Source organism: Microvirga sp. M2 (assembly GCF_047497095.1).
Taxonomy (GTDB): Bacteria; Pseudomonadota; Alphaproteobacteria; order Rhizobiales; family Beijerinckiaceae; genus Microvirga.
Map to the genome: position 1 here is coordinate 704,710 of NZ_CP134063.1, position 17,008 is coordinate 721,717.

Consider the following 17,008-nt stretch of genomic DNA (forward strand, 5'->3'; position numbering starts at 1 on the left):
CGGGCTCGTTCCGGGGATCCACGTTTTTGCAGGGGGCAAGGACGTGGGTGGGGCATGAATGGCCGGAAGATGTCCGGCCATGACGTAGGGTGAACGCTCAAGCAGGCTGCCTTGCAAGATGCCTTGCCCACCGATCCCGCGACCACTATCGGTAGGGCATGAGCATCCGCATCGCCTCTCTCCAACGCTATCCCGTGAAGGGCCTGTCGCCCGAGACACTGGAAACCGCAGCCCTTGCCAAGGGCGGGTATTTCCCCGGTGACCGGCTTTTTGCCATCGAGAACGGCCCTGCCGGGTTCGATCCGGAAAACCCGCAGCACCAGCCCAAGATCAAGTTTCTCATGCTCATGCGCAACGAGAGCCTGGCGCGGCTGAAGACCCGCTATCTCGACAGCATCACGACGCTCTTCATCGAAGAAGGCGGGCGTGAGGTGGCGCGGGGCGATCTCTCCACGCGGGAAGGACGGCTGGCCATCGAGGCTTTCTTTCGCCGCTTCATGCCGAAGGAGCTGCGCGGTCCACCGAAGGTGCTCGCCGCTCCGGAGGGCTTCCGCTTCACCGATTCCCGGCGCGGCTTCGTCTCTCTCATCAATCTCGCCAGCGTCCGGCAGGTCGAGAGCGTGGTCGGCGCCCCGGTCGATCCCTTGCGTTTCCGCGGCAATGTCCACCTCGACGGACTGGAACCCTGGGCCGAGTTCGACCTCGTGGGCCAGGTGCTCACCACCGCGTCCGGCGTGCGCCTGAAGGTGACGAAGCGCATCGAGCGATGCGCGGCCACCAATGTGGATCCCGGGACCGGCATCCGCGATCTGCAGATCCCGAAGAGCCTCATGGAGGCCTACGGGCATTTCGATTGCGGCATCTATGCCGAAGTGCTGAGTGACGGCGTTGTCGCCGTTGGCGACAGCCTCGAGACGGAACAGGCCGTTCTGGCTCTTTAGAATATCGAACGCAAAAGCGGGAACCGGTTCGGCGTGTTTCGACGGCGAACCGGATCACGTCGCCGGAATAGGCACCAGGCAACGAAAAAGGGAGAGCGCCGCTCTCCCTTTTTCATCGTGCCGTAGCGCCCGAGGCCCTTACTCGGCAGCGGGCGTCTCCACGTCCGGCGTGAAGTTCGCGGCCTCGTCGCCCGTGCCCTCGACCACGTCGCGACGGGTGCGGCGGGTGCGGCGGCGCGGACGCTCCTCGACGGGCTCGCCGCCGAAATCCAGCGTCGGAGCCGGGTTCGGCTCTTCGGCGGCAGCGACCGGGGCGGAGCGCACCGGATTCGTCAGGAAGGCCGGCAGGGTGCCCGCATCGGAGACATCGGCCTCCTCGCGGCGGCGCTCACGCGGGAAGCGTTCGCGGCGCTCAGGGCGCTCCCCACGCTCAGGACGCTCACCGCGCTCCGGGCGCTCGCTGCGCTCAGAACGCTCACTGCGCTCGAAGCGGGCGGGACGCTCGCCCTCGCCGCTGGAGGATTGCTCATCGCGCTGGAAATCCTGGCGGGGCGCACGCTCGCGCTGGAAGCGCTCACGACGTTCGCCGCGCTCGGGACGCTCGCCGCGCTCCTGCCGCTCGCCGCGCTCGGGGCGCTCATTGCGCTCGAAGCGGGCCGGGCGTTCGCTCTCGCCGCGCATCTCGTAGGGCTGCGGCTGGGAGCCGAAATCCGCGTCCTCGCCGTTGCGTTCGAAGTTCGGGCGCTCTCCTTGAGCGAAGCCCTCCTCGTCGCCGTCCTCGTCGAAACGCTGCTGGTAGCCATACTGCTCGCGCAGCTGCTCCTGAGCGGCCGCGATGATGCGGAAGTAGTGCTCGGCATGCTGGAAGTAGTTTTCTGCCGCCACGGGGTCGCCGCTCGCCTGCGCATCGCGGGCGAGCTGGCTGTATTTTTCGGCGATATGCTGAGCCGTGCCGCGGATCTTCACGTCCGGACCGTTCGACTCGTAGCTCTTGGTCAGGGGATTGGGCCCCTTGTTCCCGTTGTTGCGGTTGCGACCGCGCATTCGCCTGTTCTGTCCTGGTCTCATTTTATGCTCTACGAGCCTCGCTGGTTCTTAAGCCCACGCGATATTGCAAGCCAATGTTCACCGAACGGGCTCAACGCCCACCGTTCGCGTGGCAAACCGTCTGTTGTTCAGCCAGAGCCGATCGAGCGCCTGACTATCCTTCAGTATCGGGTTCAGATGATCGCGCCCGGCTGTTCAAAAGCCCCTGCCTGCGCGATGGATATCGTTTGGTCTTCCGTCATGTCCCCCTCAGGGGCTGCCGTTTTCTTCCGACCGAGGACGATCTCTATGATCGAATCTAGCGGGTTCCTCTCGGTCCAACAAGCCATTTTTCAGCTTTTACCCCTTCCTGAGGCAAGAATGCCTCACCCAACAGGGTCACGTTCGCCTCATGGCGACGCATCGGGGATTGTCAGATAGATCGTGTGCCACCTTCAGGATTTCAAGGGCATGGATCGCGGCCAGGCTGCGCAGGGCGTCGGCCTGATCGAATCCGATCTCGACGACCAGGAGCCCGCCGGGGACCAGGAGGCGCTCGGCGTCTCCAAGGAGGTCCCGGTAGGGAGCGAGGCCGTCCGGACCGCCGTCGAGGGCCAGCAACGGGTCATGCTCGCGCACCTCCCGGTCCAGGGTGGGGATCACCGGCGAGGCGATATAGGGCGGATTCGAGACGATCAGGTCGAAACGGCCGGCGATGGCGTCCGCCCAGCGGGAGAGGGCGAAAAGACTGCGCTCGCCCACGCCGTTCCTCCGGGCGTTCCCGCGGGCCGTTCTCAGGGCTCCGAGCGACAGATCCACGCCGAGGCCCGTGGTCCGGGGCAGCTCGTGCAGGAGCGCCACCAGAAGACAGCCCGATCCCGTGCCGAAATCCGCCATCAGCAGGGGCGCCTGCCGGTCGGGGAGCAGTTGGAGGGTGGTCTCCACCACCGTTTCCGTATCCGGGCGCGGCACCAGGGTCTCGGGCGACAGGGCGAAGGGCAGTCCCCAGAATTCCCGCTCGCCGACGATGCGCGCGACGGGCTCGTGATCGAGGCGGCGGCGGGTCGTGGCCTCCAGGCGCCCGATCTCCTCGGCGGTCAGCGGAACCTCGGGACGGGCCACAAGCTCCATCGCGGGAATGCCGAGCGCGGACAGGAGCATGAGCCGCGCGTCGAGAGCGGCCGTTTCGAAGCCTGCATCCGAGAGGGTCCGGCGCAGGTTCTTCAATGCCTGGGCGCGGGTGAGGGCGGTCAAGCGGCGAGGCCCCGGCGATACCGTTCGAGCCGCTCGTCCAGGGTACCGGTATGCAGTTCGAACAGGTGATTGTCGTGGTCGTAGAAATAGAGCGAATGGCCCTCGCCATCGACGCGCGGGCGCGACTCGCGCAGCTCCAGCGCATCGTGCGAAAAAGTGGCCCCGGTTTTTCGCAGGAACGATGCGCTCTTTCCAAGAAGGGAGCATCGGATCGATCCCAAAAGTGGATTCCACTTTTGGGTCCGATGCTCGCGCGCATCGTGCGAAAAAGTGGCCCCGGTTTTTCGCAGGAACGATGCGCTCTTTCCAAGAAGGGAGCATCGGATCGATCCCAAAAGTGGATTCCACTTTTGGGTCCGATGCTCCAGGCCGAGGCTTTCGATGCGGGCGCGGTAATCGCCGATGGCCGCGGCCGGGATCTTGAAGGCGATGTGGTTGTAGCTGCGCGAGGGCAGGCTCTCGCCCTCCATCACGGCGATCCACTGGCCGCCGACGATGAAGAATTTTTCGCGCGAGAGGGAGAAGGTCTCGTCGCCGGAGGAGTAGATTTCCCGGCCGTCGAGGACATGGCCCATGATCGCGCTCATCCGTGCCAGGTCGCTGGTGATGAGCGTGATATGGCTCAGGCCCTCGATCATGCGGCCTGATCCTGCGCGGCGAGCTGAGCGGCCTGATGCTCGGTGATGAGCGCGTCGATGAGTTCGTCGAGGGCGTTGCCGGCGATCACCTCTTCGAGCTTGTAGAGGGTCAGGTTGATCCGGTGATCCGTGACGCGCCCTTGCGGGAAATTGTAGGTCCGGATGCGCTCGGAGCGGTCGCCGGAGCCGACCTGCGACTTGCGGTCGGCGGCACGCGCGGCGTCCTTGGCCGTGCGCTCCGCGTCGTAGAGGCGCGAGCGGAGGAGACCCATGGCGCGGGCGCGGTTCTTGTGCTGCGAACGCTCGTCCTGCACGAACACCACGGTGCCGGTCGGAAGATGCGTGATGCGGATCGCCGATTCGGTCTTGTTCACGTGCTGGCCGCCCGCTCCCTGGGCGCGCATGGTCTCGATCTTCAGATCGGCGTCGTTGAGAACGATATCGACGTCCTCGGCCTCCGGCAGAACCGCGACCGTCGCGGCGGAGGTGTGGATGCGCCCTTGCGTTTCGGTATCGGGCACGCGCTGGACGCGGTGCACGCCGCTCTCGAATTTCAGGCGTGCGAACACGCCGCGCCCCTTGATTTCGGCGACCACTTCCTTGTAGCCGCCGGCTGTGCCCTCGCTCTCGGACACGATTTCGACCTTCCAGCCCTTCAGGTCCGCGTAGCGCGTATACATGCGCAGGAGATCGCCCGCGAAGAGGGCCGCCTCGTCGCCGCCCGTGCCGGCGCGGATTTCGAGGATCGCGCTTTTTTCGTCGGCCTCGTCCTTGGGCAGCAGCATGATGCGCAGATCCTGCGCCGCCTTTTCGAGGTCCTCGCGCGCCTGCGGCAGCTCTTCCTCGGCAAGCTTGCGCATCTCGGAATCGGTCGAGGGATCGTCGATCAGCGCCTCGAGCCCGTTCAGGTTGTCCTCCATGGCGCGATAGGCGCGGATCGCGCCCGCGACGCCGTCGAGCTCCGCGAGCTCGCGCGAGAGCGCCACGAAGGTTTCCGGATCGGGGCCGGCATTGAGCGTCGCCGTGATGATGTCATGGCGGGCCAGGATGGCGTTCAGGCGGTCGGAGGGAGGAGCGATCGTCATCAGACGGGAATACCACGGGTTTCCGCGAAATGGGCAAGCTTCGGGCGCAGCGTATCGCCGCTCCCGGCATGCTCCAGCTCTTCGTGAAGAAAGGTTTCGATCTCGCCCACGTCAAGGGCGAGGAGCATGGCCTTGACCGGCCCGATGGAGGCCGGAGACATGGACAGCGAGCGGAAGCCCAGGCCCAGCAGCGTCATGGCTTCGAGGGGGCGTCCGCCGATCTCTCCGCACAAGGTCGCGAGGCAGCCGGAGGCCTTCGCCTGCTGGGCCACGAGCCGCAGGGCGCGCAGCATGGGCGTGCTCAGGGGATCGAAGCGATCCGCCACGCGCCGGTTCTCGCGGTCGATGGCGAAGAGAAACTGCATCAGGTCGTTCGAGCCGATGGAGATGAAATCGGCGCGGTCGCAGATTTCCTTGAGCTGGAAAAGGAGCGAGGGCACCTCCAGCATCACGCCGAGCTTCAGGTCGGACGGCAAGGCGTGGCCATGGTGCGAAAGATAGCTCTTTTCGCGCTCCACGATGGCGCGTGCGCGCTCGAACTCGTCGCAGGTCGCCACCATGGGGAACATGATCTTCAAGGGGCGTCCGGCGGCCGCCTTCAGGAGCGCGCGGACCTGGGCCCGCAGCAGGCCCGGCCGGTCGAGGCCGATCCGGATCGCGCGCCAGCCGAGAGCCGGGTTCTCCTCCTCGACCGCCTGCATGTAGGGCAGGATCTTGTCGCCGCCGATGTCGAGGGTCCGGAAGGTGACCGGCCGGTCGCCGGCTTCCGCGAACACGGCGCTGTAGAGCGCCTGCTGATCGGAGGCCGAGGGCATCCTCTCGGCGATCATGAACTGCAATTCGGTGCGGAACAGGCCGACGCCCGCCGCCCCGGTTTCGGAGAGGTGAGGCAGGTCGACCAGGAGGCCCGCATTGAGCTGCAGGGCGATCTCGACCCCGTCCCTGGTGACGGAGGGCACGTTGCGGAGCTTCTGATACTGCTCCTGGCGCTTGGCGCGAAGCCGCGCCTTCTCGGCATAGGCCGCCTCCACGTCGGCGCTGGGGCGGATCTGCACCTCGCCCGCGGCGCCGTCGACGATGATCGCGTCGCCCGGCTCGGTGATCGACGTGGCATTCTGCACCTCGCCCACGGCCGGGATCCCGAGGGCCCGCGCCACGATGGCGATGTGGCTCGTGGGACCGCCCTCCTCGAGCACGAGGCCGCGCAGGCGCGAGCGGTCGTAATCCAACAGGGCCGCCGGCCCCATGGAGCGGGCCACCACGATGGCGTTCTCGGGCAGGGATTCGCGCTCGGCCACCATGTCGCGCCCCACGAGGCGGAAGAGCAGCCGGTTGGCGAGATCGTCGAGATCGTGCAGGCGCTCCCGCAGATAGGGGTCGGTCTGGCGCAGCATGCGGGCGCGGTTGTCGGACTGGACCCGCTCCACGGCCGCTTCCGCCGTGAGGCCGGAGGCCACCGCCTCCCGCATGCGGCGGAGCCAGCCCTGGTCATGGGCGAACATGCGGAAGGTTTCGAGGACCTCCCGGTGCTCGCCGTGATGGGCCACGTCGCCGCGTTCGATCAGCTCGTCGATGGAGGTGCGGACCTGCGCGATGGCGTCTTCCAGGCGCTGCAGCTCCGCCTCGACGTTCTCGGCGATCAGGTTCTTGATGACGACACGGGGCTCGTACAGCACCACGTAGCCGAGGCCCACCCCGTCGGCGAGCGCCGTTCCCTTCTGGTAGACGGGGCGGCGCAGCGCGATGCCGGTCTCGACCGGGGCGAGGGCCTGCAGCTCGCCCGTCGCCAGCATCTCGGCCACCACCATGGCGGTGGTCTGAAGCGCCTCGACCTCTTCTTCCGTATAGACGCGGTAGGTGCGGTTCTGGACGACGAGGACGCCGAGGGTATTGCCCGCCCGGAGCAGCGGGACGCCCAGAAAGGCGTGGTAGATCTCTTCACCCGTTTCGGGCTTGTAGGAGAAGGCCGGATGGCTCTGGGCGTCCGACAGGGCCAGGGGCTCCGCCGTGGATGCGATGAGGCCGACGAGGCCCTCGCCCGAGCGCATGATCGTCTGGTGGACGGCTTCCCGGTTCAGGCCTTCCGTGGCGAACAGCTCGAGGACGCCATCGCCGCGCAGAACATAGACGGAGCACACCTCGGCCACCATGTTGGCGGCGATTTGGATGACGATTCTGTCAAGGCGGTCCTGCGCCCCCACCGGCTCCGCCATAATCTCGCGGAGGCGGCGCAGCAGAAGGCGCGGACCGCCGGGAGCACTTGGCATGAGCGTTTACGTTCCCGTCCTTCGGAGCCGGCAAAGCGAACCGGCGGTGGTGCCTTAAGTGTTGCAGCCCGACCGACCAGCCGTCAATCGGGCTGCTCACCGATTAGGCCTTATCCAGGCCGTATAGCGAGTGAAGCGTGCGGACAGCAAGCTCCGTATAGGCCGAGTCGATCAGAACGGAGAACTTGATCTCCGAGGTGGTGATCGCCCGGATGTTGATGCCCTTGTCCGCCAAGGCCTTGAAAGCCCTGGCCGCCACGCCGGCGTGGCTGCGCATGCCCACCCCGATGGCCGAGACCTTCACCACGTCGGTAGCGCCCTGAAGATCGCGAAACTCGATCTCGGACTTGTGAGCGTTGAGGACGGTGCAGGCCCGCTCGTACTCGGCCGACGGGACCGTGAAGGTGATGTCCGTGGTGGTGGTGTCGTCCGAAACCACCTGAATGATCATGTCCACGTTGATGTTGGCGTCCGCCAGGGGCACGAAGATCGAGGCGGCAATGCCCGGCTTGTCGGCCACATTCCGCAACGTAATCTGGGCTTCGTCGCGCGAATAGGCGATGCCCGTGACAACCTGCTGTTCCATGATGTCTTCCTCGTCGCAGATGAGGGTGCCGAGCTTGGGGTCGGCGGGATCGTCGAAGCTGGAGCGGACATAGGTCGGGACCCGGTGCATCATGGCGAGCTCGACCGAGCGCACCTGGAGCACCTTGGCCCCGAGGGAGGCCATCTCCAGCATTTCCTCGTAGGACACCTTATCCAGGCGCTGTGCCTTGGGCACGATGCGGGGATCGGTGGTATAGACGCCGTCCACATCCGTATAGATGTCGCAGCGCTCGGCCCCGATGGCGGCGGCCAGCGCCACGGCGCTGGTGTCCGAGCCGCCGCGGCCGAGGGTCGTGACGCGGCGGGTCTCCTGATGAAGGCCCTGGAAGCCCGACACGACGGCGACCTCGCCCTGCTTCTCGAAGCTTTCGATGATGCTCGAGCCGTCGATGTCGACGATTCGCGCCGTTCCATGGGCGCTCGAGGTCATGATCGGGATCTGCCAGCCCTGCCAGGAGCGGGCCTTGACGCCCATTTCCTGCAAGGCGATGGCGAGCAGCCCCGACGTGACCTGCTCGCCCGAGGCGACGACCACGTCGTATTCCTTGGCGTCGTAGAGGGCGTGGGCATCCTTCACCCAGCCGACCAGCTCATTGGTCTTGCCGGCCATGGCCGAGACCACGACGGCCACGTCGTACCCGGCCTCGACCTCGCGTTTGACATGCCGCGCCACGTTACGAATGCGCTCTACATTGGCGACGGATGTACCGCCGAACTTCATGACAAGACGGGGCATGCGAAGAAGGCCGTTAGGTTAAGGGAAAAATTTTGCCCTTCGCGAGTTCGGAAAGGCGCGTATACATGACGGTAGGGCCGCGCGCTGTCAACGCGCGGAAATCATTTCTTCGGACGAGGAATTAAGTCTTATGACTCGCGGCGCATCCACGACCATCGATCCGGCCGAAGTGGCCCGTTTCGAAAAGATCGCGGCGACGTGGTGGGACCCGAGCGGCCCCATGAAGGTCCTGCACAGGTTCAACCCGGTGCGGCTGGCCTATATCCGGGACGAAGCCTGCCGCCGGTTCGGGCGCGACCCTCGCTCCGCCCGCTCGCTGGAGGGACTGACGATCCTCGACGTGGGCTGCGGCGGCGGAGTCCTGTCGGAGCCGCTGGCGCGCCTCGGGGCCGGGGTTACGGGGCTCGACCCGGCGCCCACCAACATCTCGGTGGCCCGCCTCCATGCGGAGCGGGCCGGGGTGCCGGTCGACTTCCGCAACGAAACCGTCGAGGCGGTGGTGGCGCGGGGCGAGCGCTTCGACGTCGTTCTCGCCATGGAGGTGGTGGAGCACGTGGCTGACGTGCAGGCCTTCGTGACGGCCTGCGCCCAGGCCGTGAAGCCGGGCGGCTGCCTCGTCATGGCGACGATCAACCGGACGCTGCGCTCCTTCGCGTCCGCCATCGTGGGGGCCGAGTACATCCTCCGCTGGCTGCCGAAGGGCACTCATGAATGGGACAGGTTCGTCACTCCGGACGAGCTGTCCGACGCCCTCAGGCAGGCGGGATTCTCCGTGAACGACCTCACCGGCGTCGGGTACAATCCTTTACGGGACAGCTGGTCCCTCTCGCAGGATCTGTCCGTCAATTACATGCTTCTGGCCTCGCGGACCTGAAGCTTTTCGCGCGGGGCGACGCTGAGAAGCGCGTAGCCCGCCAGGGCCGAGAGGGCCGAGCCCATGAGCACGCCGATCTTGGTGGCGCTGGTGAGGTCCGGGCTGTCCGGGAAGGCGAGAGCGCCGATGAACAGGCTCATGGTGAAGCCGATGCCGCAGAGCAGCGCCACGCCGTAGCATTGCAGCCGCGTGGCGCCCGCCGGCACATCGGCGAAGCCCAGACGGATCGCCGCCCACGTGAAGGAATAGACGCCCGCCTGCTTGCCGATGAACAGGCCCAGGGCGATGCCGAGCGGCAGGGGACTGAGCAGGGCGTCGAGGGTCAGGCCCGAGAGCGGGACGCCCGCATTGGCCAGGCCGAAGACCGGGATGATGCCATAGGCCACGGGCTTATGGAGCGCATGCTCCAGGCGATGGAGCGGCGCATCCTCCGCGCGCGTCTTCTTCGGGGCGGCCTGAAGCGGGATGGTGAGCGCCAGGGCGACGCCCGCCAGCGTGGCGTGAATGCCCGATTGCAGCACGAAGAACCACAGCACCGCGCCCACGAGCAGGTAGGGCAGGAGGCGCGTGACGTTGAAGCGGTTGAAGGCCACCAGCACCGCGAGGCAGAGGGCGGCCGCGCCCAGCATCGCAAGCGAGAGATCGCTCGTATAGAACAGCGCGATGATCACGATCGCCCCGAGATCGTCCAGGATGGCGAGCGCCGTCAGGAAGATCTTGAGGGAGGTGGGCACGCGCGGTCCCAGCACCGCCAGCACGCCGAGCGCGAAGGCGATGTCGGTGACGGCCGGAATCGCCCAGCCGTGATGGAATTGCGGCTCGTTGCGCGTGACGACGAGAAACACGAGGGCGGGCACGATCATGCCGCCGAGCGCCGCGATGCCGGGCAGGACGCGGCGCGGCCAGGTGGAGAGCTGGCCGTCCAGCATCTCGCGCTTGATCTCGAGCCCGACCAGCAGGAAGAACACCGCCATCAGGGCATCGTTGATCCAGTGCAGGACACTGAGGCCGACAACATAGGTCTTCAGAATTCCGAAATAGGCTCCTGACAGGGGAGAATTGGCGAGAACGAGGGCGATCACCGTCACGCCCATGAGGATCATTCCGCCCGATGCCTCGCTGTCGAAGAACTTGCGCATCAGCGAGATGCGCCGCTTCGGCGTCACGGTCCTGTTCGGCTGATCCATGCCTTCATCCTCTTTCACTCAAACCGGTCATACGATGAAAGGTTCGCCATGAAAGGGCGAAGGCCCCGCTGTCCCATCACAAATCCAGGAGCAACTCTGCTGCCTGAGGTTGCCAGACGCCGGACGTGAAAAGTGGAATCCACTTTTCACGTCCGATGCTGTAGCGCATCGTGCGAAAAAGTGGCCCCGGTTTTTCGCAAGGACGATGCGCTGTTCCCAAGAAGGGAGCATCGAATTGATCCCAAAAGCGGAATCCGCTTTTGGGATCAATTCGATGCTCTAGGCGGAAGCGGCCCGAGGCGCTCGGCGGCGCCTGGTCCCGAGGATCGTCTCGAGCGTGACGGGCCGGTAGTTCCACACATCCACCCCCACGTCGTATTGCCGCGTCTGGGGCTTCAGCCTGCCGTGCGAGTGGCCGTGCAGATCAACCCAGCCGCGGCCCATGTTCTTCCAGGTGCGAAACGCATAATGGCACATCACCACGAAGCGGCCGCCGACGTTGAGCTCCGCATAGGCCCGTACGTCGGCCCATCCCTTGGCGGCGAGCGTTGCCGGGCCGTCGTTGTTGCCAATGATCAGATGTTTGTGCCCGTTGAGCCTGGAGAGCAGCTCGTCGATGCGTTCCGGGGGAGCGTGCAGGGAGAAATCGCCGAGGTGCCAGACCTCGTCGTCCGGCGCGACGGTCTCGTTCCAATAGGCGACGAGCGCTTCGTCATGCTCGGGAATGGTCTTGAACGGGCGCTTGTCGATCCGCAGCACGCGCGGGTCGCCGAAATGAGTGTCGCTGGTGAAGAATACCGCCAAGGGACCGCCCCTGCCACGCTTCAGGAGGAAATGGAGCAGCTGACGTGAAGGTCGAGAGCCGAAAAGCCCCGTTCCGGGCGGCGATGGCGCGGGCCGGATCGGAATTGATGGGATAATATGCAAATGTGCCTATTTACCTAGCGTAAGATTATGCTATCGCCACCGCGCATCCAGGGAAGCCGAGACAATAAAAGTCGCAAACAGCTAGGCTCGCCGGAACTCGGGTGCGGCCGGCAGGACCATCCTGCCGCATTCAACACCCTGGGGGCCATCTTGAAAATCATCGCAACGCTTGCGGCGGCGGGCTTTATCGCCGCGCTCGCCTCGACCGCCGCTTCCGCGGCCAACCGGAAGGTCGACATCATCAACGAGACCGGCCTGACGATGTCGGAATTCTACGCCTCGAGCACCGGCACGGAGGATTGGGAGGAGGATATCCTGGGCGCGGACATCATGGAGCCCGGCGACACCTTCGAGATCGATATCGACGACGGCAGCGGCGCCTGCCATTTCGACTTCAAGGCGGTGTTCACCAACGGCTCCTCGCACGTCCGGCGCAACGTGAACGTCTGCAAGATCTCCAGCTTCACCTACACGCGCTGACCGTCAGTTCCGGTCATCCGGCACATGAGGGATCGGCAGCACGTCGATCCCTTCCTCCAGCAGCGCGCGCGCTTCCTCGAGATCGGCCTCGCCGTAGATCGAGCGCTCTTCCGCTTCGCCGTAATGCATCTTGCGCGCTTCCTCGACGAAATCCTTGCCCACGTCCTCCGAGTTCCTGATCACGTGCTCGCGAATGGCGCGCAGGGCCGCCCGGATCTCGCGCTCCTTGTCCGAGAGAACGGCCATGGGCTGCACCTCGGGTTTGGCGCCGGGAGCCTTGTCGGTTCGCGCGACGGACGGCGCCATGATCTGTTTGTCCACCTTCGACGAGTCGCAGAAAGGGCAGGTGACGAAGCCGCGTTGACGCTGCGTCTCGAACGCCTCGCTTGAGGGAAACCAGCTCTCGAATTCGTGGGCCTGTTCGCAGGCCAGGGCGTATTTGATCATGTCCTTGAGGATTACAGTACACGCAACGTTGAAAGATCAGGCGGAAGCCGCCCGGCCGAGAGGCTGAGGATTCGGCGCGACCGTCACCTTGAAGCCGCGCGCATTCTTCAGGGTGGGAATGCGCCCGCGCACCTCCGTGACGAGGGCAGGGTCGATCTCCGCCAGGATCACGCCGGGCTCCGTGCCCGCTTCCGCGAGCACGCGTCCCCAGGGATCGACGATGATCGAATGGCCGAAGGTCTCGCGGCCGCTCTCGTGAAGGCCGCCTTGGGCGGCGGAGATCATGAAGGAGCCGGTCTCGATGGCGCGCGCCCGGTGCAGCACCTCCCAATGGGCCTCGCCCGTCTGCCGGGTGAAGGCGGCCGGGGCGGAAAGAAACGATGCCCCGTTCTCGGCGAGCGCCCTGTAGAGGGCCGGGAAGCGCAGGTCGTAGCAGATCGTCATGCCGAGAAGGCCCCAGGGCGTCTCGGCCAGCACCGCCGTGTCTCCGCCCGCATAGGTGGCGGATTCGCGCCAGCTCTCGCCGTTCGGGAGGTCCACGTCATAGAGATGGATCTTGTCGTAGGAAGCGACGATCTCGCCCTTCGCGTCGATCAGGAAGGAGCGGTTGGCGACCTTGTCGCCGTCCTTCACGGCGAGCGAGCCGATCTGGACCATGATGCCCTTCTCACGCGCCGCCTCGCGAAGGGCCGCCAGCACCGGATCCCGAGCCTGCGGACCGATCTTCTCGAACAGATCCGCCCGGTCGCGGCTGATGAGCGACGTCATCTCCGGCGTCTGGGCGAAATGCGCGCCCTTGTCGGCGGCCTCGCGCACGAGGGCCACTGCGGCATCGCGGTTCTTCAGAACGTCGCGGCCGGAGCGCATCTGGATGCAGGCGGCGATGAAGCGGGGGGCGGCCATCGGGTCCGTTCCCGTCAGGCCTGCAGAAGAGGTTGAAGCTGCCCCCGGTCGTCGAGCGCATAGAGGTCGTCGCAGCCGCCCACATGCGTCTCGCCGATGAAGATCTGCGGCACGGTGGTGCGTCCGCTGGCCTTCTGGATCATCTCGGCGCGCGCCCCGGGGGCCTTTTCGATGTCGATCTCGGTGAAGGCCGCGCCCTTCTCGGTGAGAAGTTCCTTCGCGGCCGAGCAATAGGGGCACCAGCCTTTGGTGTAGATTGTGATGGACGGCATCCATGTCTCCGTGCGTTGGACCTAGATATAGGGACAATCAGGTCCGGTTCACAACTCCCGTACGACCCTCGCGAAGGTCAGAACGTCCACCGCGGCCGCGCCGCCTCGCAGAAGCGCCCGCGCGGCGGCATTCGCGGTCGATCCGGTGGTGAGCACGTCGTCGACGAGGAGCGCCCGTCTGCCCTTCAGGCGGGCCTTCGCCTCGGGCGGCACGTGGAAGGCGCCCTGAAGGTTCTCCTGCCTCTGCGCCTTGGTGAGGCCCACCTGCCGTGCGGTGCGTTTGACGCGGGCGAGAAGCAAGGGATCGCACGGCACGCCGCTTTCGGCCGAGACGGTCTTCGCCAGCGCCATGGCCTGATTGAAGCGTCTCCGCCAGAGCCGCCAGCGATGGAGCGGCACGGGGACGATCACGTCCGCCTCGCGGAGAAGGCCCGCGCCGGCCCGGACCATCATGCCGCCCAGGGCGCGAGCCAATTCCAGGCGGTCGTTGTATTTGAGCCGATGCACGAGCAGGCTCGCGGTCCCGTCGTATTCCGCCACCGCCCGGGCGCGCCCGAACACCGGAGGATCGGCCAGGGCGGCCGGCGACATCAGCGGCTGCCCGAGATCGACCTGGAACGGCGTGCCGAGCCGTTCGCAGAATGGGCGCTCGATGAAGCGGATCCCCGACCAGCAGACGGCGCACAGGCCATGAGGATCGCCGGTCGCCGCGTGACAGGCGATGCAGCCGGGCGGATAGACGAGATCGATCATCATGCGACCGGTCGTCCGCGCCAGGCGGAGCACCCGGGAGGCATATCGCGGCTTTCGCGTCTCGACAGGAGCCCTCATCGGCAGAGCTTAACGGATCGAGGGAGAACGGACGATATAAAGTTTCGGCGGCCTTCGCGGGGAAAGGGAGAAACGGTTGCATCCTTCGAAAATCACTTGGCTCCGGGGGCGCGAGGGGCCATATCGAGCGCCTTATGACAACACCTCTCGTCTTCGATCGCTCTCTTGTCCGCCGGCGCCTGGCGCGCGCCTTGAAGGCGGGCTATGCCGATTTCCTCCTGGCGCGGGCGGTCGAGGATGTGCAGGAACGGCTCTCGACCGTGCTGCGCTCCTTCTCCCGGGCCATCGACGTGGGGACGCCGACGCCGGCTGCCGCCGAGGCCCTGTCGCAGGCGGGGCTCGCCGAGACGGTCGTTCGTCTGTCGCCGACCCCTGAGCCCGGCAGCGTGTTCGGCGACGAGGAGCGGCTGCCGTTCTCCGGCGAGCGCTTCGACCTGGCGGTGTCGCTTCTTGCCCTCCACAGCGTCAACGATCTCCCGGGTTCGCTCATCCAGATCCGTCGCGCGCTCAAGTCCGACGGCCTGTTCATCGGAGCCATGCTCGGCGGCGCCACCCTGACCGAATTGCGGCAGGCCCTGACCCAGGCCGAAGCCGAGATGGAAGGGGGCGTGAGCCCGCGCGTCGCGCCCTTCGCGGATCTGCGCGACATCGGAGGCCTGCTCCAGCGGGCGGGATTCGCCCTGCCGGTCACCGACACGGACGTCGTCCGGGTGCGCTACGCTCATGCCTTCGCGCTCATGCGGGACCTTCGCGCCATGGGGCTCACGAATGCGCTGAACGACCGCCGCCGTACGCCGCTGAAGCGGGCCACCCTGATGCGCGCGGCGGACATCTATGCCGAGCGTTTCGCCGACCCGGACGGACGCATCCCGGCGACGTTCGAGATCGTCTGGCTCTCCGGCTGGGTGCCCCATGAGAGCCAGCAGAAGCCGCTCCGTCCCGGCTCCGCCAAGATGCGGCTCGCGGAGGCCCTGGGCGTGAAAGAAGGAGAGCCCGCGCCGCAGCGGAAGGAATGATCTTTCGTAGCGGGGCCCTTTGGCCGTGACCGAGCTGCTCTATCTTTGTTCCCGAGAGTCCCTCGGGAGCCCTGCGCCATGAAAGAGCCCGGTCCGGATCATCCGATTACGATCACCCGAAACCCGCACCGCATCCGGGTCATGCTCGGCGGCTTCATCGTCGCCGAGACGACGCAGGCGCTGACCCTCCAGGAGGCGACATGTGGCCTTCGATCCCGAGAAGGTCGACGCGATCGAGGAATTCCGGGACTGACGGAAGAATGAACGGCTTCCGCCCCGCGGTCCAAGGCGAGAGCGGTCCAAGGCGAGACTTGCCGTCGCGGCCGCGCCGGGTCACTCTCTTCGTGAAAACGGATGCTCCCATGCCGCCCTTCACGTTCAACACCGCTCCTTCCCTGATTTTCGGCTCCGGCTCCATCGCGCGCATCGGCGAGATCGCCGCGCAGCGGCTGGGGCCCCGGATCGCTCTCGTGACCGATACCGGGCTGGTGAAGGCGGGACTTATCGTGAAGGCCCTCGAGTCTCTCGAAGAGGCAGGGGTCGCGGTCGATGTGTTCGACGGGGTCGTGGCCGATCCGCCCGAGGCGGTCGTGCGCGCGGCCGTCGAGAGGGCGAGAGCCTTCGAGGCGCGGGCGGTGATCGGCTTCGGCGGAGGCTCCTCCATCGACGTGGGCAAGCTCGTGGCCCTGCTCGCCGCAGGCGACGAGGACCTCTCCGATATCTACGGCGTCGGGGTCGCGAAAGGCCCGAGGCTGCCGCTTCTCGCGGTCCCCACCACGGCGGGCACCGGATCGGAGGTGACGCCGATTTCCATCGTCACCACCGGCGCGCACGAGAAGAAGGGCGTGGTGTCCCCCCTCATCATTCCCGACATCGCGCTCCTCGATCCGGATCTGACCCTGAACCTGCCGCCGGCCGTGACGGCCGCGACGGGCATCGACGCGATGGTCCATGCCATCGAGGCCTATACCTCCACGAGCGCCAACAACAACCCCGTCTCGAAGGCGCTCGCGAAAGAGGCGCTGCAACTGCTCGGGCGCAACATCGAGCGGGCCGTCCACCACGGCCAGGACCAGGAGGCGCGGGCGGCGATGCTCCTCGGATCCATGCTGGCGGGCCAGGCTTTCGCCAATTCGCCCGTGGCCGCCGTGCATGCGCTCGCCTATCCGGTCGGCGGGCATTTCGGCGTGCCGCACGGCCTCTCCAACGCGCTCGTGCTGCCGCATGTGCTGAGCTTCAATGCGGGCGCCTGCGCGAGAGCCTATGAAGACCTCGCGCCGTTCGCCTTTCCGGATATCGGGGAGCGAGGAAGCGCCGATGTCTTCGTCGAGGCGGTGGCCGGGCTCTGCGCGCGGATCGGCCTCCCGCCGCGCCTGCGCGACGTCGGCATCCCGCAGGAGGCGCTGCCGATGCTGGCGGAGGATGCGATGAAGCAGACGCGGCTGCTCGTGAACAATCCGCGCCCCCTCTCCCTCGACGACGCGCGCGCCATCTACGAAGCCGCCTGGTGAGCAGCGC

Annotated in this window: 17 protein-coding genes and 1 pseudogene; 6 read left to right on the forward strand and 12 right to left on the reverse strand. The window is 66.4% G+C overall.

The annotated features are described in order from the left end of the window. The first annotated feature begins 158 nt into the window (after positions 1-158). On the forward strand, positions 159-941 hold the full coding sequence (locus RE429_RS03360; RefSeq protein WP_414472967.1) for an MOSC domain-containing protein: 783 nt from the start codon (positions 159-161) through the stop codon (positions 939-941). 138 nt (positions 942-1,079) lie between these two features. On the opposite strand, the gene RE429_RS03365 is transcribed toward RE429_RS03360, so the two are convergent. The 6 genes and pseudogenes from RE429_RS03365 to RE429_RS03390 form a co-directional block, all read right to left on the reverse strand. Next, a complete protein-coding gene (locus tag RE429_RS03365; RefSeq protein ID WP_414472968.1) occupies positions 1,080-1,985 on the reverse strand; it encodes a DUF4167 domain-containing protein in 906 nt (301 codons plus the stop codon). 381 nt (positions 1,986-2,366) lie between these two features. After that, entirely contained in the window at positions 2,367-3,221 is an 855-nt protein-coding gene (gene prmC, locus RE429_RS03370) for a peptide chain release factor N(5)-glutamine methyltransferase (protein WP_414472969.1), read from the reverse strand. Next, positions 3,218-3,361, reverse strand: a pseudogene (locus RE429_RS03375) (FosX/FosE/FosI family fosfomycin resistance thiol transferase); the annotation flags it as partial. The gene prmC and the pseudogene RE429_RS03375, both read right to left, overlap by 4 nt. Positions 3,362-3,855: 494 nt before the next feature. Beyond that, positions 3,856-4,944 (reverse strand): peptide chain release factor 1, encoded by a 1,089-nt coding sequence (prfA, locus tag RE429_RS03380; RefSeq protein WP_414472970.1) that lies wholly within the window; start codon positions 4,942-4,944, stop codon positions 3,856-3,858. Then, a complete protein-coding gene (ptsP, locus tag RE429_RS03385) occupies positions 4,944-7,211 on the reverse strand; it encodes a phosphoenolpyruvate--protein phosphotransferase (protein ID WP_414472971.1) in 2,268 nt (755 codons plus the stop codon). Before ptsP ends, prfA begins: the two co-directional genes overlap by 1 nt. A gap of 103 nt (positions 7,212-7,314) precedes the next feature. Beyond that, a complete protein-coding gene (locus RE429_RS03390) occupies positions 7,315-8,553 on the reverse strand; it encodes an aspartate kinase (RefSeq protein WP_414472972.1) in 1,239 nt (412 codons plus the stop codon). Positions 8,554-8,683: 130 nt separating this feature from the next. On the opposite strand from RE429_RS03390, the gene ubiG reads away from it, so the two are divergent. Then, entirely contained in the window at positions 8,684-9,427 is a 744-nt protein-coding gene (gene ubiG, locus RE429_RS03395) for a bifunctional 2-polyprenyl-6-hydroxyphenol methylase/3-demethylubiquinol 3-O-methyltransferase UbiG (RefSeq protein ID WP_414472973.1), read from the forward strand. On the opposite strand, the gene nhaA is transcribed toward ubiG, so the two are convergent. Beyond that, positions 9,400-10,614: a Na+/H+ antiporter NhaA gene (gene nhaA, locus RE429_RS03400; RefSeq protein WP_414472974.1), complete on the reverse strand. Its 1,215-nt coding sequence runs from the start codon at positions 10,612-10,614 to the stop codon at positions 9,400-9,402. The two genes, ubiG and nhaA, sit on opposite strands and share 28 nt — an antisense overlap. A gap of 279 nt (positions 10,615-10,893) precedes the next feature. After that, complete coding sequence (locus RE429_RS03405; protein WP_414472975.1) at positions 10,894-11,418, reverse strand: metallophosphoesterase family protein; 525 nt, start codon at positions 11,416-11,418, stop codon at positions 10,894-10,896. Positions 11,419-11,691: 273 nt separating this feature from the next. Between RE429_RS03405 and RE429_RS03410 the strand changes: the two genes are divergently transcribed. Next, the gene (locus tag RE429_RS03410) at positions 11,692-12,021 is read left to right on the forward strand and encodes a hypothetical protein (protein WP_414472976.1); all 330 of its coding nucleotides are present in this window, start codon (positions 11,692-11,694) and stop codon (positions 12,019-12,021) included. A 3-nt stretch (positions 12,022-12,024) separates the two neighbouring features. Here RE429_RS03410 and RE429_RS03415 read toward each other — a convergent pair whose 3' ends face one another. The 4 genes from RE429_RS03415 to RE429_RS03430 are packed head-to-tail and all read right to left on the reverse strand — an operon-like array spanning position 12,025 to position 14,399. Next, the gene (locus RE429_RS03415) at positions 12,025-12,468 is read right to left on the reverse strand and encodes a DUF1178 family protein (RefSeq protein WP_414472977.1); all 444 of its coding nucleotides are present in this window, start codon (positions 12,466-12,468) and stop codon (positions 12,025-12,027) included. A 36-nt stretch (positions 12,469-12,504) separates the two neighbouring features. After that, a complete protein-coding gene (locus RE429_RS03420; RefSeq protein WP_414472978.1) occupies positions 12,505-13,371 on the reverse strand; it encodes a carbon-nitrogen hydrolase family protein in 867 nt (288 codons plus the stop codon). A gap of 14 nt (positions 13,372-13,385) precedes the next feature. Further along, complete coding sequence (grxC, locus tag RE429_RS03425; RefSeq protein WP_414472979.1) at positions 13,386-13,643, reverse strand: glutaredoxin 3; 258 nt, start codon at positions 13,641-13,643, stop codon at positions 13,386-13,388. A gap of 48 nt (positions 13,644-13,691) precedes the next feature. Further along, entirely contained in the window at positions 13,692-14,399 is a 708-nt protein-coding gene (locus tag RE429_RS03430; protein WP_414472980.1) for a ComF family protein, read from the reverse strand. 209 nt (positions 14,400-14,608) lie between these two features. On the opposite strand from RE429_RS03430, the gene RE429_RS03435 reads away from it, so the two are divergent. From RE429_RS03435 to RE429_RS03445, 3 genes are all read left to right on the forward strand, one after another. Continuing rightward, positions 14,609-15,490 carry a class I SAM-dependent methyltransferase gene (locus RE429_RS03435; protein ID WP_414472981.1) on the forward strand — a complete coding sequence of 294 codons (882 nt, stop codon included), beginning with the start codon at positions 14,609-14,611 and terminating at the stop codon, positions 15,488-15,490. 78 nt (positions 15,491-15,568) lie between these two features. Continuing rightward, complete coding sequence (locus tag RE429_RS03440; RefSeq protein ID WP_414474293.1) at positions 15,569-15,754, forward strand: hypothetical protein; 186 nt, start codon at positions 15,569-15,571, stop codon at positions 15,752-15,754. Between the two features lie 98 nt (positions 15,755-15,852). Beyond that, positions 15,853-17,001 (forward strand): iron-containing alcohol dehydrogenase, encoded by a 1,149-nt coding sequence (locus tag RE429_RS03445; RefSeq protein ID WP_414472982.1) that lies wholly within the window; start codon positions 15,853-15,855, stop codon positions 16,999-17,001. The last annotated feature ends 7 nt before the right edge of the window (positions 17,002-17,008 follow it).

Excerpts from the sequence above, each read along its gene's own strand:
- RE429_RS03420 (WP_414472978.1), bottom strand. The coding sequence starts at position 13,371 with ATGGCCGCCCCCCGCTTCATCGCCGCCTGCATCCAGATGCGCTCCGGC.
- RE429_RS03440 (WP_414474293.1), top strand. The coding sequence starts at position 15,569 with ATGAAAGAGCCCGGTCCGGATCATCCGATTACGATCACCCGAAACCCG.
- RE429_RS03415 (WP_414472977.1), bottom strand. The coding sequence starts at position 12,468 with ATGATCAAATACGCCCTGGCCTGCGAACAGGCCCACGAATTCGAGAGC.
- RE429_RS03445 (WP_414472982.1), top strand. The coding sequence starts at position 15,853 with ATGCCGCCCTTCACGTTCAACACCGCTCCTTCCCTGATTTTCGGCTCC.
- RE429_RS03390 (WP_414472972.1), bottom strand. The coding sequence starts at position 8,553 with ATGCCCCGTCTTGTCATGAAGTTCGGCGGTACATCCGTCGCCAATGTA.
- RE429_RS03430 (WP_414472980.1), bottom strand. The coding sequence starts at position 14,399 with ATGATGATCGATCTCGTCTATCCGCCCGGCTGCATCGCCTGTCACGCG.
- RE429_RS03365 (WP_414472968.1), bottom strand. The coding sequence starts at position 1,985 with ATGCGCGGTCGCAACCGCAACAACGGGAACAAGGGGCCCAATCCCCTG.
- nhaA (WP_414472974.1), bottom strand. The coding sequence starts at position 10,614 with ATGGATCAGCCGAACAGGACCGTGACGCCGAAGCGGCGCATCTCGCTG.
- grxC (WP_414472979.1), bottom strand. The coding sequence starts at position 13,643 with ATGCCGTCCATCACAATCTACACCAAAGGCTGGTGCCCCTATTGCTCG.
- prfA (WP_414472970.1), bottom strand. The coding sequence starts at position 4,944 with ATGACGATCGCTCCTCCCTCCGACCGCCTGAACGCCATCCTGGCCCGC.
- ptsP (WP_414472971.1), bottom strand. The coding sequence starts at position 7,211 with ATGCCAAGTGCTCCCGGCGGTCCGCGCCTTCTGCTGCGCCGCCTCCGC.
- ubiG (WP_414472973.1), top strand. The coding sequence starts at position 8,684 with ATGACTCGCGGCGCATCCACGACCATCGATCCGGCCGAAGTGGCCCGT.
- RE429_RS03435 (WP_414472981.1), top strand. The coding sequence starts at position 14,609 with ATGACAACACCTCTCGTCTTCGATCGCTCTCTTGTCCGCCGGCGCCTG.
- RE429_RS03360 (WP_414472967.1), top strand. The coding sequence starts at position 159 with ATGAGCATCCGCATCGCCTCTCTCCAACGCTATCCCGTGAAGGGCCTG.